Origin of the sequence: Nocardioides marmoribigeumensis (assembly GCF_031458325.1) — a bacterium.
In the GTDB taxonomy this organism is placed as follows: domain Bacteria; phylum Actinomycetota; class Actinomycetes; order Propionibacteriales; family Nocardioidaceae; genus Marmoricola_A; species Marmoricola_A marmoribigeumensis.
Map to the genome: position 1 here is coordinate 3,133,160 of NZ_JAVDYG010000001.1, position 14,174 is coordinate 3,147,333.

At 74.8% G+C, this 14,174-nt stretch carries 19 protein-coding genes; 7 read left to right on the forward strand and 12 right to left on the reverse strand.

The annotated features are described in order from the left end of the window. Positions 1 to 137 precede the first annotated feature (137 nt). Positions 138 to 623, reverse strand: a complete 486-nt coding sequence (locus J2S63_RS14960) for a PPOX class F420-dependent oxidoreductase (RefSeq protein ID WP_310303806.1) — start codon at positions 621 to 623, stop codon at positions 138 to 140. Positions 624 to 640: 17 nt separating this feature from the next. Between J2S63_RS14960 and J2S63_RS14965 the strand changes: the two genes are divergently transcribed. Then, positions 641 to 2,134, forward strand: coding sequence for a flavin-containing monooxygenase (locus J2S63_RS14965; protein ID WP_310303809.1), 1,494 nt, complete (start codon positions 641 to 643; stop codon positions 2,132 to 2,134). 37 nt (positions 2,135 to 2,171) lie between these two features. Then, positions 2,172 to 2,576 carry a DUF5709 domain-containing protein gene (locus J2S63_RS14970; protein ID WP_310303811.1) on the forward strand — a complete coding sequence of 135 codons (405 nt, stop codon included), beginning with the start codon at positions 2,172 to 2,174 and terminating at the stop codon, positions 2,574 to 2,576. Between the two features lie 15 nt (positions 2,577 to 2,591). Here J2S63_RS14970 and J2S63_RS14975 read toward each other — a convergent pair whose 3' ends face one another. Then, complete coding sequence (locus J2S63_RS14975; RefSeq protein ID WP_310303813.1) at positions 2,592 to 3,266, reverse strand: SprT family zinc-dependent metalloprotease; 675 nt, start codon at positions 3,264 to 3,266, stop codon at positions 2,592 to 2,594. Between the two features lie 195 nt (positions 3,267 to 3,461). Between J2S63_RS14975 and J2S63_RS14980 the strand changes: the two genes are divergently transcribed. Continuing rightward, positions 3,462 to 4,268: a class I SAM-dependent methyltransferase gene (locus J2S63_RS14980; RefSeq protein WP_310303815.1), complete on the forward strand. Its 807-nt coding sequence runs from the start codon at positions 3,462 to 3,464 to the stop codon at positions 4,266 to 4,268. Positions 4,269 to 4,274: 6 nt separating this feature from the next. Here J2S63_RS14980 and J2S63_RS14985 read toward each other — a convergent pair whose 3' ends face one another. Then, on the reverse strand, positions 4,275 to 4,832 hold the full coding sequence (locus J2S63_RS14985) for a YceI family protein (RefSeq protein WP_310303818.1): 558 nt from the start codon (positions 4,830 to 4,832) through the stop codon (positions 4,275 to 4,277). A gap of 98 nt (positions 4,833 to 4,930) precedes the next feature. Between J2S63_RS14985 and J2S63_RS14990 the strand changes: the two genes are divergently transcribed. From J2S63_RS14990 to J2S63_RS15000, 3 genes are read left to right on the forward strand one after another with little or no spacing between them, the layout of a single operon-like run. Beyond that, complete coding sequence (locus J2S63_RS14990; protein ID WP_310303820.1) at positions 4,931 to 6,145, forward strand: NAD(P)/FAD-dependent oxidoreductase; 1,215 nt, start codon at positions 4,931 to 4,933, stop codon at positions 6,143 to 6,145. Then, the gene (locus J2S63_RS14995) at positions 6,115 to 6,408 is read left to right on the forward strand and encodes a Rieske 2Fe-2S domain-containing protein (RefSeq protein ID WP_310303825.1); all 294 of its coding nucleotides are present in this window, start codon (positions 6,115 to 6,117) and stop codon (positions 6,406 to 6,408) included. Before J2S63_RS14990 ends, J2S63_RS14995 begins: the two co-directional genes overlap by 31 nt. Positions 6,409 to 6,435: 27 nt before the next feature. Next, positions 6,436 to 7,287, forward strand: a complete 852-nt coding sequence (locus tag J2S63_RS15000; protein WP_310303828.1) for an SDR family oxidoreductase — start codon at positions 6,436 to 6,438, stop codon at positions 7,285 to 7,287. Positions 7,288 to 7,298: 11 nt separating this feature from the next. Here the strand turns inward: J2S63_RS15000 and J2S63_RS15005 are convergent, their stop codons facing one another. From J2S63_RS15005 to J2S63_RS15015, 3 genes are read right to left on the reverse strand one after another with little or no spacing between them, the layout of a single operon-like run. Further along, positions 7,299 to 8,084: an SDR family oxidoreductase gene (locus J2S63_RS15005; protein ID WP_310303830.1), complete on the reverse strand. Its 786-nt coding sequence runs from the start codon at positions 8,082 to 8,084 to the stop codon at positions 7,299 to 7,301. A 19-nt stretch (positions 8,085 to 8,103) separates the two neighbouring features. Beyond that, positions 8,104 to 8,304: a hypothetical protein gene (locus J2S63_RS15010; RefSeq protein ID WP_310303833.1), complete on the reverse strand. Its 201-nt coding sequence runs from the start codon at positions 8,302 to 8,304 to the stop codon at positions 8,104 to 8,106. A gap of 37 nt (positions 8,305 to 8,341) precedes the next feature. Further along, on the reverse strand, positions 8,342 to 9,865 hold the full coding sequence (locus J2S63_RS15015) for an MFS transporter (protein WP_310303836.1): 1,524 nt from the start codon (positions 9,863 to 9,865) through the stop codon (positions 8,342 to 8,344). Between the two features lie 79 nt (positions 9,866 to 9,944). Between J2S63_RS15015 and J2S63_RS15020 the strand changes: the two genes are divergently transcribed. Next, on the forward strand, positions 9,945 to 10,436 hold the full coding sequence (locus J2S63_RS15020) for a pyridoxamine 5'-phosphate oxidase family protein (RefSeq protein WP_310303838.1): 492 nt from the start codon (positions 9,945 to 9,947) through the stop codon (positions 10,434 to 10,436). Positions 10,437 to 10,455: 19 nt separating this feature from the next. Here the strand turns inward: J2S63_RS15020 and J2S63_RS15025 are convergent, their stop codons facing one another. The 6 genes from J2S63_RS15025 to J2S63_RS15050 are packed head-to-tail and all read right to left on the reverse strand — an operon-like array spanning position 10,456 to position 14,134. Further along, a complete protein-coding gene (locus J2S63_RS15025) occupies positions 10,456 to 10,755 on the reverse strand; it encodes a DUF202 domain-containing protein (RefSeq protein ID WP_310303839.1) in 300 nt (99 codons plus the stop codon). Next, positions 10,752 to 11,090: a YidH family protein gene (locus tag J2S63_RS15030; RefSeq protein WP_310303842.1), complete on the reverse strand. Its 339-nt coding sequence runs from the start codon at positions 11,088 to 11,090 to the stop codon at positions 10,752 to 10,754. The genes J2S63_RS15025 and J2S63_RS15030 overlap by 4 nt, the downstream gene beginning before the upstream one ends. Before the next feature lie 18 nt (positions 11,091 to 11,108). Continuing rightward, positions 11,109 to 12,203, reverse strand: a complete 1,095-nt coding sequence (locus tag J2S63_RS15035; RefSeq protein WP_310303844.1) for a sulfate/molybdate ABC transporter ATP-binding protein — start codon at positions 12,201 to 12,203, stop codon at positions 11,109 to 11,111. After that, entirely contained in the window at positions 12,200 to 13,003 is an 804-nt protein-coding gene (locus J2S63_RS15040) for an ABC transporter permease (RefSeq protein ID WP_310303847.1), read from the reverse strand. The genes J2S63_RS15035 and J2S63_RS15040 overlap by 4 nt, the downstream gene beginning before the upstream one ends. Further along, entirely contained in the window at positions 12,981 to 13,730 is a 750-nt protein-coding gene (gene modA, locus J2S63_RS15045) for a molybdate ABC transporter substrate-binding protein (protein ID WP_310303849.1), read from the reverse strand. The genes J2S63_RS15040 and modA overlap by 23 nt, the downstream gene beginning before the upstream one ends. Further along, positions 13,727 to 14,134, reverse strand: a complete 408-nt coding sequence (locus J2S63_RS15050) for a TOBE domain-containing protein (protein ID WP_310303851.1) — start codon at positions 14,132 to 14,134, stop codon at positions 13,727 to 13,729. Before J2S63_RS15050 ends, modA begins: the two co-directional genes overlap by 4 nt. Between the last annotated feature and the right edge of the window lie 40 nt (positions 14,135 to 14,174).

Genomic DNA, 14,174 nt, shown 5'->3' on the forward strand with positions numbered 1-14,174 from the left:
TGATCCTGCCAGCCATCCCGGCCCCGCGTACTCCGACGTACGCGTGGCTGATGTCCGATTTGTCCAGCGCGTACGTCGGAGTACGCGCGGCGGGGCGGTGCGCGCGGCGGGGCGGGGCGCGGCGGGGCGGGGCGGGCTCAGTCGGCGAGGCGGGCCGGGAAGCCTCCCGTGGCGATCGGGCCCCAGCGGGTGGGGGTGACCCGGATCAGGGACTTGCCCTGGTCGACCATCGCCTGGCGGTACTCCGCCCAGTCGGGGTGCTCGCCGGAGATGCAGCGGAAGTACTCCTCGAACGCGTCGAGCGCCGTGTCGTCCGGGGTGCCGTCGGAGACCGCGTCGAGCACCTCGGCGTCACCGTCGACCTGCACCCAGGCGTCGTCCCACTCGTCGGACAGCACGAGCACGGTCGCGCGCCCGGAGCGACGGGCGTTCCTGGTCTTGGCGCGCTCGGGGTAGGTCGCGATGACCAGCCGCCCGCCGGCGTCGACGCCCCCGCTGACGGGGGACAGCTGGGGGCTGCCGTCCTGGCGCTCGGTGACCAGGACGTAGTGGTGGCGGGTCCGGGCGAAGTCGAGCAGCTCGTCGAGCTCGACCCGATCGGTGGTGGCGATGGAGCGTGGCATGGGTGAGGCTTACCCGCGTGACCCGCACCAGCACACCTGTCGACCATGACGTGGTCGTCGTCGGCGCCGGCTTCTCCGGCCTCGGCGCCGCCATCAAGCTCCGGGAGTCGGGCTTCGACGACTTCGTCCTCCTCGAGGACGGCGACGGGGTCGGCGGCACCTGGCACTGGAACACCTATCCCGGCGTCGCGGTCGACATCCCGTCGTTCAGCTACCAGTTCTCCTTCGCCCAGCGCTCCGACTGGTCGCGCACCTACGCCCCGGGCAGCGAGCTGAAGCAGTACGCCGAGGACCTCGCCGATCGCTACGGCCTGCGGGACCGCATCCGGCTGCGCACCCGGGTGGAGCGCGCGTCGTGGGACGAGGACGGGTCCTGCTGGCGGCTGGACCTGCGCGGCGGGGCGCAGGTGACCGCGCGCCACCTGCTCAACGCCTCGGGCGTGCTCACCACGCCCAGGCTGCCCGACATCCCGGGCATCGAGACCTTCGAGGGCACCTCGGTGCACACCGCCCGCTGGGACCACGACCTCGACCTGACCGGCCAGCGCGTCGCGGTGATCGGGACCGGCGCGTCGGCGGTGCAGGTGATCCCCGAGATCGCCCCTCACGTCGCCGGGCTGACCGTCTTCCAGCGCACCCCGATCTGGTGCTTCCCCAAGCTCGACCTGCCCCTGCCCGCGCCGCTGCGGGCCGGGCTGCGCCTGCCCGGTGCCAAGGCCGCGGTGCGGCTCGCCGCGCAGGGGTTCGTCGAGGTGACGTTCCCGATCGCCGCGCACTACCACCGGTGGTTCCCGCTGGCGACGCAGATGGAGAAGGCCGGCCGGCGCTACCTTGCCCAGCAGGTCGAGGACCGCGAGACGCGCCGCAAGCTCACCCCGTCGTACGGCGTCGGGTGCAAGCGGCCGAGCTTCCACAACGGCTACCTCGCGACCTACAACCAGCCGCACGTGCACCTGGAGACCACGCCGATCCTCGAGGTCACGCCGACCGGGGTCCGCACCTCCGACGGCATCCTGCACGAGGTCGACGTGCTCGTCCTGGCGACCGGCTTCCAGGTGATGGAGGGCGACAGCATTCCGACCTTCGAGCTCGTGGGGCGTGAGGGCACGCTCGCGGAGTTCTGGGACGAGCACCGGCTCCAGGCCTACCAGGGCGTGTCCGTGCCGGGCTTCCCGAACTTCTTCACGGTCTTCGGCCCCTACGGCTACAACGGGTCGTCCTACTTCGCGCTGATCGAGGCGCAGGTGCACCACATCGTCCGCTGCCTGCGCCGTGCCCGGAGCGTGGGCGCCGACCGGGTCGAGGTGACCGAGGAGGCCAACCAGCGCTACTTCGCCGAGATGCTGCGGCGGCGCGACCGGCAGGTGTTCTGGCAGGAGTCGTGCACGCGGGCCAACTCCTACTACTTCGACAAGCACGGCGACGTCGCCCTGCGGCCCACGACGACGATCGAGTCGGTGTGGGCGAGCCGGCGTTTCCCCTTGCAGGACTACGAGTTCAGCGCGGGCTGACCGTTTGGGTGCTCGAGCCACCGGGCACGTCACTGCCATGAGCGAAGACCAGCTGCAGCCCGCCGACACCCTCGACGACCGGGGCGTGGACGACGTCCTCGACGAGGGCTACTCGCCGCCCGAGAAGCTGCAGGGCAGCCGCTCCCACGGCACCACCGCACGCGAGCTCGCCGAGGGCGAGAGCCTCGAGGACCGCCTCGCCCAGGAGGAGCCGGAGCCCGACCCCTACGACGAGGCCCACGCCGGCATCCCCGACCAGGAGTCCGGTGAGGTCGTCGGCGACCAGCGCGCCGGGCGCCTGACCGCCCCGGACGAGGGCGTGCACGAGGACGTCGACGCCGAGCTGGTCGCCGACGACCACGGCATCGACGGCGCGGCCGCGAGCGCGGAGGAGGCCGCCGTCCACGTCATCGACGAGGACGCCGACCCGACCCGGCTCTGAGCGCCACCGAGCCGGTCAGACCGGCTCGACCATCCCGAAGGGGACGGTGTAGACCCCCGACGGCACGCGCAGGTGGTAGCGCGTGCGGCCGACCTTGACCACGCGCCCGATCTGTCCCTGCAGGACGCCGGGTGCGACCACCCGGGCCCGCATGCCCGGGCCCAGCCGCTGGAGCCGGGCGCCCCGGGTCAGCGCGGCCAGCTCGACGGCGTAGGTCGGGTGGAGCACCTCCGGCGCGACGGGGCGGCCGTGGTGGGTCCACGCGAAGACCCGCTCGAGCGTGGGCCGCGACGCGCACGGTCGGCAGAGCAGGACGCGCTCGGGGCGCCGGTGGCGGTCGGCGGTGTGGCCCTGGGGGCACACCCCCACCCAGGCACCCGTCACGCGCGGTGAGTCGGCCGAGACGCACCGCTCGCCGCTGCACCCGATGCGCCGGGCGACCGCCCGCCAGCGAGGGCCGTGGCCCGTGCCGGGCCCCACCAGGGCGTGGGCGATCTCGTGCAGCACCGTGTCGCGCACCTCGTCCTCGCTGTGCAGCGCGGTGAGCGGCCTGGACAGGCCGATGACCCGGTCGGAGTAGCGGCAGATGCCGGCCCGCCGCTTGGCGTTGTCGAGCTGCAGCCGCCAGCCGGACAGGCCGTGCTCGGCCATCAGCTCGAGGGCGAGCCTGCGGGCGGCGGCGATCTCCATGCCCCGGAGGCTAGGCGAGCCCACCGACAGCCCCACCGACAGCCCCGCCGACAGCCCCGCCGACAGCCCCGTCGACAGCCCGCCGAGAGCGCCGCGGACAGCACGGCCGACGGTCTGTTTCGGGACCGACGGTCCTGTCGGCCCGGGGGGCGGGGGAGCAGCATGGAGGTGCCCCCGACCCACAGGAGGTCCCCCGTGACCGTCAGCTTCGAGGGACTCAAGGGAGTCCAGCACCGCACGTGGACCAGCGGCGACTACGCCAACGTCGCGCGCCTGACGGTGCCGCTGGCCCAGGAGCTCGTGGAGGCGGTCGACCCCGCCCCGGGCACCCGCGTGCTCGACGTCGCGTGCGGCACGGGACACGTCGCCCTGGCCGCGGCGCGACGGTTCTGCGAGGTCACCGGCGTGGACTACGTCCCGGCGCTGGTCGAGCGGGCCCGGGAGCGGGCGCACGCCGAGCGGCTGCACGCCGACTTCGAGGTCGGCGACGCCGAGGCGCTGCCCTACCCCGACGGCTCCTTCGACACCGTCCTGTCCTCGATCGGCGTCATGTTCGTCGCCGACCACCAGCAGGGCGCCGACGAGCTCGTGCGCGTGACGCGTCCGGGCGGGAGCATCGGGGTGGCCAGCTGGACGCCCGACGGCTTCGTCGGCCGGCTCCTGCGCGTGGTGTCCGGGCACGTGCCGCCGCCGGCGGGCGCCCAGCCGCCGACGCGCTGGGGTGCACCCGGCGTCGCGGCGGAGATGTTCGGCGACCGCGTGGAGGACGTGGAGGAGCGGGTGCTCACGGTGCGCGAGCGGTTCCACTCCCCGGAGCACTTCGCCGACCTGTTCCTGCACGACTACGGCCCCACGCACCAGGCGGCGCTCACGCTGGACACCGACGCCCGCGAGGCCTTCCGCCAGGACCTGGTCGACCTCGCGGCGTCCTCCGACGTGGCCGACGACGGCACGCTGGCCACCGAGTGGGACTACCTCCTCGTCACCGCCCGGCGCCGCTGAGGCAGGTCAGCGGCGACGGTCCGCGGCGTACCCCTCGGTCGGGACGGCAACCCCGTCCAGCCGCACGCGGACCTCGTCGCTCACCGAGAACGCCCCGCCCAGGAAGCGGACCGGGGTGACGCCGAAGTCGGTCTGTCGCAGCGTCTCCTTGGCCCGCAGGACGCCGCCCTCGTCCCGCAGCCGCAGCGTGAACGGGCGCGACCGGCCGCGGATCCGCAGCGTCCCGGCGACCCGCCACCCGTCCCGGTCGGCCGTGACGTCCTCGGAGTGCAGCTCGACGGTCGGGTGCTCGGCAGCGCCCAGCTCCTTGAGCGCGCGCCGGCGCACGATCGCCTTCTCCGGACCCGACAGGCCCTTCACCCCGCCCTCGCCCCGGACCACCTCGACGCCGTCGACCGGGACGGTCACGCGCACCGACGTCGGGGTGCCCTCGGCGTGCTCCACCTCGGCGCGCCAGCGCGTCCACCGCAGCGTGAGCGCGTGCCCCATCCGAGCGGCCGGGCCCTCCACCCCGGTGAGGACGAGCAGGTCGCCCGCGGTCTCGTCGTACGTCCAGACACCCATGGGGGTGAAGCTAGTGAGCTCGGGCGCCCGCTGCCACGCGACCTGCGTCACCCCCGTCCCGGCGGGTGCTGCCGGGGACCGGTGGGTACGTGTCCGCCATGACCTCGTTGTGGCACGCCACCCACCAGCCCCGCGCCGACCGCGCCCACTCGCTCGAGCCGCTGCCGGACCGCACGGACCTCGTCGTCGTGGGCGCCGGCATCACCGGGCTCACCACCGCCCTGCTCGCACGTCGCGCAGGGCTGGAGGTGCTCCTGCTCGAGGCCCGCTCGATCGGCGCCGCCGCGACCGGCAACAGCACCGCCAAGGTCAGCCTGCTGCAGGGCACCGTGCTCTCCGGGATCCGCAGGCACCACGACCAGGAGGTCGTCGACGCCTACGTCCGCTCCAACACCGACGGGCGCGACCTGCTCACCGGCCTGATGGAGGAGCTCGGCGTCTCCTACCAGCGCGAGACCGCCTACACCTACGCCACCACCGACCAGGGCCTGCGCAGCCTGGAGCAGGAGTACGCCGCCGCCGTGGGCGCGGGCCTGCCGATGCGGTGGACCGACCGGACCGAGCTGCCGTACGACGTCGCCGGCACGATCGCGCTCGACGGCCAGCTGCAGGTGCACCCGATGGAGCTGCTGGAGGCCCTGGCCTCGGCGTTCGAGGACGCGGGCGGCCGGCTCGTGGAGGGCGTGCGCGTGGTGAAGGTCGGCAAGACCGAGACCGTCGTCCACACCACGGTCGGCGACGTGCGGGCCGACAAGGTCGTGATGACGACCGGCGCCCCGACGCTCGACCGCGCCGGCCACTTCGCACGCGTGGTCGCCGCCCGCTCCTACGCGCTGTCGTTCGCGCTGCCCGACGAGGCGGCCGTGCCGCACGGGATGTACCTCTCCGCCGACCAGCCGAGCCGCTCGATCCGCTGGACGCCGTCGGAGCAGGGACGTCTCCTGCTGGTCGGCGGCAACGGCCACGACGTCGGCCGCGACGGGCACACCGACCGCCGCGTGCAGCAGCTGGTCGACTGGACCCGCGAGCACTGGGGCGAGGTCTCGCTGACCCACCAGTGGTCGGCGCAGGACTACACGGCCGAGAACCTGCTCCCGATCGTCCAGAAGCTCCCCGGCGGCGCCGAGGTCTGGCAGGCCAGCGGCTTCCAGAAGTGGGGCTTCACCAACGGCCCGGCCTCGGCGCTCGCGCTGCTCGCCGCCGTCACGGGCGAGCCCGAGCCGTCTGGCGCCGCACGCTCCGCCGGCGCGTCCCCGGAATGCGCGACCTCGGCCACGCGGCGATGGCGCAGCAGAAGGTCGGCTGGCACATGACCCGCGGCTGGGCCCAGGCGCTGGTCGACGGCCAGGGCGACCCCGAGCCGGGCCAGGGCGTCGTACGCCGGGAGGGCGCCAAGGTGGTCGCCACCGCCAACGTCGACGGCCGGCTGTGCTCGGTGTCGGGCATCTGCCCCCACCTCGGCGGGATCCTCACGTGGAACGCCGCGGAGCAGTCCTGGGACTGCCCGCTGCACGGGTCGCGCTTCGACACCGACGGCCAGGTCCTGGAGGGCTTCGCGACCCGGGGTCTGGCCTGACCGTCCGGGGCGTCGGAGACTGACCGCATGAGCGGTGCGCACCCCGACCTCCCGACCCTCGCCGTCACCGGCTCGACCGGCGCCGTCGGCGGCGAGGTCGCGCGGACGCTGGCCGGCCGCGGCGTGCCGCTGCGGCTGCTGGTCCGGTCGCCGTCGAGGGCACCCTCGCTCGAGGGGGCCGCCGTCGTCGGGTGCACCTACGCCGAGCCGGGGGAGGCGCTCGAGGGCGTCCGCGTGCTGTTCATGGTCTCCGCCTCGGAGTCGGCCGACCGCCTGGCCGAGCACCGGTCGTTCGTCGAGGCCGCGGCGCGGGCCGGGGTGGAGCACGTCGTCTACACGTCGTTCCTCAACGCCTCTCCGGAGGCGACCTTCACCCTCGCGCGGGACCACCACGCGACCGAGCTGATGATCCGCGAGGCCGGGCTCGGGTTCACCTTCCTGCGCGACAGCCTCTACCTCGACTTCCTGGCGTCGCTGGTCGGCGACGACGGCGTGGTCCGGGGACCCGCGGGCTCCGGCGCCCTCGCCGGGGTGGCCCGCCACGACGTCGCGGCCTCGGCCGTCGCCGTCCTGCACGACCCCGCCGCGCACGCCGGGGCGACGTACGACCTGACCGGGCGCGAGGCCCTGACCTTCGCCGAGGTCGCCGGCGTCCTCGCGCGGCACCTGGGCCGGGAGGTGCGGTTCCACGACGAGACCGTGGAGGAGGCCTACGCCTCGCGCCGCCGCTACGGCGCGCCCGACTGGCAGCTGGACGCGTGGGTCTCGACCTACACCGCGATCGCGGCCGGAGAGCTGGCCACGGTGTCCGGCGACGTCGAGCGGCTGACCGGGCGCCCGCCCCTCACCCTCGACGAGCTGCTGACCCGGCGGGCCTGACGCGCCCGCGCTCAGCGCCGGAAGCCGCCCTCGGTGCTGAGCACCTGGCCGACCACCCACTCGCCCTCGTCGGAGACCAGCCACGCGATGAGCCGCGCGGGGTCGTCGGGCAGGCCGACGCGACCGGTGGGGAACCGCCGGGCGAGCTCGCCCTCGACCTCGTCGAGGTAGCCGCTGTTCACCGGCCCCGGGTTGACCGTGTTGAGCAGGATCCCGGACTCGACCAGCTCGTCGGCCACCGACCAGGTCGCGCCGGCGAGGGCGGCCTTGGAGACGGCGTAGGCGAGGTTGTCCGACATCGGGCCGTGCCCCTGGCCCGACGTCATCCAGATGACCCGCCCGCCGCGTCGCCCGTCGTGCTGGGCCGCGAACGCCTGGGTGAGCAGGAGCGTGCCGCGGGTGTTGACCTCCCAGTGCCGGTCGAGGGCCTCCACCGTGGCGGTGCGCAGCCACACCTCGTCGCCGGAGCGGGCGTGGTTGCACACCAGGACGTCGAGGTGGCCGACCGCGCCGCGCGCGGCGGCCACGACCGCGTGGGGGGCGTCGGGCGTGCCGAGGTCGCCCGCGACGGCCGTGACCTGCGCGCCCGGTGCGAGCTGCGCGCGGAGCTCCTCCAGCAGGGCGTCGAGGTCCTCGACCCCGCCGTAGACGTCCTGGTCGTGCGGCGCGTGGTGGTGCAGCACCACCGACGCGCCCCTGCGCACCAGCCGTGTCGCCACGGCGAAGCCGATCCCACGTCGCCTGCTCGCCCCGGTCACCAGGGCGGTGCGACCCGTCAGCGAGGTCTCGTCCGTCACGCAGCCATGGATAGCAGGCTCAGTGCTGGTCGCGGACGGAGGTGTCGGCCCCGGCCCCCGGGACCTCGGAGGTGTCGTCGTCCGACGGCGTGCTCTTCTCGGCGAACTCCGCCCCCTTGGCGGGGGTGTCGGAGGTCTTGTCGGGGACCGCGTCGGCGCCGTTGAGCGGCCCGTCGGCCTCGGTGACCTCGCTGGGCTCACTGTCGGTGGAGTGCGTCATGGTCGTGGAGTACCCGCCCCGGGGGTGGGCAACCCCGTCAGCCCGTCCCGTGCGCGAGCGCGTGCTGCTCGCAGTCGGTGTGGCCCTCGTCGTCGCAGCAGGTGGCCAGCGGCGGGGCGCCGAGGCCGCAGTGGCTGAGCTGCCTGAGGTGCTCCTTGGGGGCCGGCTCCTCCGCCGGGGCCGTCTCGAGGACCGTGTCGCGGATGCCCAGGGCGGCCAGGACCCCGGCGACGACCATGAGCCCGGCGCTGACCCACAGGGCCACGGCGAACCCGTCGGCGAAGGCGACCGGGTCGTCGTACACCCGGCCGTCGAGCCCGGCCAGGGCCGGGATGCCGGCGACGGCGACGAGGCCGCCGGTGCGGGCCACCGCGTTGTTGACCCCCGACGCGAGGCCGGCGTGCTCGTCGGGGGCGGAGGCGAGAGCGGTCGCGGTGAGCGGGGCGACCATCGTGGCGAGGCCGAGCCCGATGACGAGGACGGCGGGCACCACGTCGAGGAGGTAGGACGTGTCGCGGTCCACGCGCAGCAGGAGCAGGAAGCCGAGCGCGCAGACGAGCGGGCCCACGGCCATCTGCCGGCGGGGGCCGATGCGCGCGGCGAGCTCTCCCGAGCGCGAGGACAGCGCCAGCATCACCAGCGTGATCGGCAGCAGCGAGGTGCCGGCCGCGATCGGGCCGTAGCCGGCGACGACCTGCAGGTCGATGACGAGCAGGAAGAACGCGACCCCGATCGCGGCGTAGGCCACGAACGTCACCGCGTTGGCGGCGGTGAACTGGGCGGAGCGGAAGACCTCCGGCGGCAGCATCGGGTGGGCCGAGCGGCGCTCCACGAGGACGAAGGCGACGCCGGCGACGAGGCCGAGGACCCCGGCGGGCAGGGCGAGGGCGCCACCCGAGCCGGCCTCGATCAGCCCGAAGCTCAGGCCGCCCAGCGCGACGGCGCCGAGCACCGCACCCCACGGGTCGAGCGACGGGGCGGCGCGGGGGTCGCGGGTCTCGGGGACGTGGCGGACCGCGACCGCCACGACGACCGCGGCCAGCGGGAGGTTGATCAGGAACACCCAGCGCCACGACGCGACGTCGACCAGCCAGCCGCCGAGGAACGGCCCGACCGCGGTCGCGACGCCGCCGAGCCCCGACCAGGTGCCGATCGCGCGAGCGCGGTCCTCGGGGACGAACGACGCCTGGAGCATCGCCAGGCTGCCCGGGGTGAGCAGGGCGGCCCCCAGCCCCTGCAGCGCGCGGGCGGCGACCAGCACGCCGGCCGACGGGGCGAGCCCGCACAGCAGCGAGGCCAGGGCGAACCACACCACGCCGACGACGAACACCCGCCGTCGCCCGAACCGGTCGCCCAGGCCGCCCCCGAGGAGGATGAACGCCGCGAGCGTGAAGGCGTAGGCGGTGACGGTCCACTGCAGCGTCGTGAACGAGGTGTCGAACGACCGGCCGATCGCCGGCAGCGCCACGTTGACCACGGTCGCGTCGATGCCGGCCAGCCCCGAGCCCAGGATCGAGGCGAGCAGGAGCCAGCGGCCCTGCGGGCTGGCGAAGGTCACCACGCGCACAGTCTGCCCCCTGCCGACTGCCCCTGCCGGCGTACGGCGTTTGGTGCTCCGGGCGGTCGGGGACTGATCGTCCATGGGAGACATCGAGAGGGAGAGCACCGGGCCGCACCGCTTCGTCGAGGCCGTGGACGGCATCCGGATGGTCATGCTGACCACGCTCAGCGGCTCCGAGCCGCACGCGCGCCCGATGGCCGTGCAGGAGACCGACGACGACGGGGTCGTGTGGCTGTTCGCCGAGCACGGCTCCGACAAGGTCGAGCAGATCCGCCGCAGTCCGCAGGTGGGGCTGGTCTACGTCGACGGTGGTGACTACGTCTCGGCCACCGGGCGGGCCGAGGTCGTCACCGACGTGGCCCGCAAGCGGGAGCTGTGGAACCCGTTCGCCGAGGCGTGGCTGCAGTGCGAGCCCGAGGACGACAAGGCCGTGCTGCTGCGGGTCGAGGTGACCGGTGCCGAGCTGTGGGAAGCGCCCGACCCGGTCTCCCGGGTGCTCGGCGCGGCCAAGACGCTGGTGCTGCGCCGACCGCCGGGGGTCGGCGACAACGAGACCGTCGTCGTGCGCTGACCCACCGGCTCTGCCGGGCTCAGCCCCGCAGCACGGTCGCCGTCGCGAGGGCGGCCACGACCAGCAGGCCCAGGACCAGCCCGAGCGCCGGGCCCCGGGCAGGGTCGACCGCGCCACCCTCGACGCCGGCGGTCACCCGCCGGAGCCGTCGCTCGGCGGTGCCGAGCAGGGCGACGCCCAGGACCAGCGCGACCATCCACGCCACGCTCGGACCGGCGTGCGCGAGCAGCGCGGCGGTGCCGAGGACCCCGAGACCCGTGCGCTGCCAGGCCAGGAACGTGCGCTCGGCCTGCAGACCGGGTGGCTCGCCGGGCCTCATCGACCGACCGCGCCGAGCACCAGGACGACCGTGACCGCGGCGACCACGACCACCAGGAGGGCGAGGACCCGCGGCAGCGTGGAGGTCGGCAGCGGCTCCCCGGCCCGCATCGCCGCCTCGGCCGCGCGCCAGCGCCGGTAGGCCAGCACCCCTCCGGTGGCGCCGCACGCCACCAGCAGCAGCGCGAGGACCTCGCGCAGGACGCGGTCGCCCGAGACCAGCTCGGAGACCGCGATGCCGCCCGCGACGAAGGCGAGGCTCGTGCGGACCCACGCGAGGTAGGTCCGCTCGTTGGCCAGGGTGAAGCGGTAGTCGGCCTGAGGTCGGTCCGTCATGGACCCATCATCGCGGGGTCACACGCCGTAGACCGACACCTCGGTCGCCTTGACCGTCAGGCTCACCCGCAGCCCCGGCACCAGGCCGAGCTCGGCGACCGACTGCGGCGTGACGTCGGCGGCCAGGGTGAGCCCGCCCGACTCGCCGGTCACGCGGACCAGGTCGCCGCGCGGCTCCAGGGCCCGCACCACGAGGGGGAAGTGGTTGCGCGGGGAGCCAGACACGTCGTGGAGGTAGACCGCGACCGCCGAGGGACGGAAGACCGCTGTCGCGGTCGAGGAGTACGACGGGACGTCGCCGTGGGTGAGCCCGTGCACCTCGGTGCCCTCCTCGGTGACGAGCCGGTCGCCCCGCCAGGTCCCCCGCACCAGGTTGAGCCCGGCGATCCGGGCCGCGAAGGCGCTGCGCGGACGGGCCAGCACCTCGGCGGTGGGCCCCTCCTCGACGACCCGGCCGTCCTCGACCACGGCCACCCGGTCGGCGAGCAGCAGGGCGTCGAGCACGTCGTGGGTGGCGAGCACGGTGGTCTGCTCGGCCAGGACCTCGCGGAGGCGGTGGCGCAGGGCGGGGGCGACGTCGACGTCGAGGGCGGCCAGCGGCTCGTCGAGCAGCAGCACCTCGGGGTCGGCGGCCAGGGCCCGGGCGACGGCGACCCGTTGCGCCTGGCCGCCGCTCAGCTCGGTCGCGCGGGAGGCGGCCCGGTCCTCGAGCCCCACGGCGGCGAGCCATCGCCGCGCGGTCGCCCGGGCCGCGTCCGGTCGCACGCCCGCGCTGCGGGGGCCGAAGGCGACGTTGTCGGCCACGCTGAGGTGGGGGAAGAGCAGCGCGCGCTGGTCGAGCAGCCCGACGCGACGGCGGTGGGGCGCGACCCAGGTGCGGGTGGTCCCGGACCTCACCGAGGTGAGGACGCGGTGGCCGAGGGTGACCTGGCCGTCGTACGGCGCGATCAGGCCGGCGACCAGGGAGAGCAGCGTGGACTTGCCGGCGCCGTTGGGCCCGAGCAGCGCGAGGGTCTCGCCGCGGCCGACCGCGAGCGCGGCGTCGAGCCCGCGCTCGGGCACGGTGGCGGCCACGCGCAGGTGCGCGTCGTCCCGGTCCGCAGCAGGGGTCACAGCGACCTCGCCCCCCGCCGGGCGAACCCGATCACGACGACGGCGACCAGGACGAGCACGAGCGACAGCGCGACCGCGGCGTCGGGGTCGGTCTCGCGCTGGAGGTAGATCTCCAGCGGCAGCGTGCGGGTCACGCCCTGGAGGCTGCCGGCGAAGGTGATCGTGGCGCCGAACTCCCCGAGGGCCCGGGCGAAGCACAGGACCGTGCCGGAGGTGAGCGCCGGCAGGACGAGGGGGAGGGTCACCCGTCGCAGGACGGTGGTCGGCGTGGCGCCGAGGGTGGCGGCGACGGTCTCGTAGCGGTCGCCGGCGGTGCGCAGCGCCCCCTCGAGCGAGATCACCAGGAACGGCAGGGCGACGAACGACTGCGCGAGCACGACGGCGGTGGTGGAGAAGGCGATCTCGAGACCCGCGACCTCCAGCGAGTGTCCGAGCAGGCCCCGTCGGCCGAAGGTGTAGAGCAGCGCGATGCCGCCGACGACCGGAGGGAGCACGAGCGGCACGAGCACGAGGGCGCGGAGCAGGTCGCGCCCGGCGAACTCGGTGCGGGCGAGGACGACGGCCAGCGGCACGCCGAGGACCAGGCACACGACGGTGCTCGCCGTGCACGTGCGCAGCGAGAGCCACAGCGCGTCACGGGAGGACGGGCTGGTGACCAGCGACCCGAAGCTCGCCCAGTCCACCCGGGAGGTCATCGCGACCAGCGGGAGCAGCATGAAGACCGCGGCCGCTGCGGCCGGCAGGAAGGCCCAAGCGGGCAGGCCGACCCCGGGGCGCCTAGGGCTTGCCGAACCCCGCACCTGCGAGCACCTTCCGACCGTCGGGACCGGTGACCAGGTCGACGAACTCCTGCGCCAGCCGCTGCTCCTCGCTGTCCTTGACGGTGGCGATCGGGTAGCGGTTGACCACGTCGCGCGCCTCCGGCAGGTCGATGCTGGCGACCTTGTCGCCCGCCCCCTCGGCGTCGGTGACGTAGACCAGGCCCGCGTCGGCCTCGCCGGAGACCACCTTGTTGAGCACGTCGGTGACGCTCTGCTCCTCGCTGACCGGCTCGAACCTCACTCCGGCCGCCTCGGCGAGCCTGGCCGCCGCGGAGCCGCACGGCACCTGGGGGGCGCAGGTGACCAGCCTGACCCCGGCCCGCGTGAGGTCCTTCAGCGACTCGACGCCGGCGGGGTTGTCCGGCGGCACCGCGGCGGTGAGCGTGTTGGTCGCGAAGATCCTCGGGTCGTCGACCAGGTGGTCGCCGGTGAGCTCGCCCATGGTGGCCTCGTCGGCGGAGGCGAGGACGTCGGCGTCGGCGCCCTGCTGGACCTGCGAGACCAGGTCGGAGGAGCCGGCGAAGCTGAACGCCACCCGGACCCCGGCGTGGTCGCCCTCGAAGTCCTTGCCCAGCTGCTCGAAGGCGCCCTTGAGCGACGCGGCGGCGTAGACGGTCAGGGTCCGGTCGCCGCCGGCGTCGCCGCCCGCGGACCCGCAGCCGGTGAGGAGCAGGACGAGGGCCGCCGCCCCGGCCAGCGCCCTCACGCGTGCCGCCCGTCGGCGGTCTCGACGACCACGTGGGTGGACTTGATCGAGGCCACGGCCGCCGACCCGCGCTCGAGCCCGAGCTCGCGGACCGCCTCGCTGCTGAGCAGGGAGACCACGCGGAACGGCCCGCACTGCAGCTCGACCTGGGCCATCACCCCGTCGACCTGCAGGTCGGTGACCAGGCCGACGAAGCGGTTGCGCGCCGAGCTGGCGATCCCCTTGGGCAGCCCGGGCGTGGTCGCGTGCTGGCGGGCGACGAGGGCGACCTCGTAGCCGTCGACCACCTTGCGCCCCGCCTCGTCGGTCGTCGCCGCGAGGAGCCCACGGTCGACCCAGCGGCGGACCGTGTCGTCGCTGACGCCGAGATAGGTGGCGGCGTCGCGGATCCTCAGGTGCGGCATGCCGACGAGTCTAGGCACATGGGTGCGGATCCACCAGGCG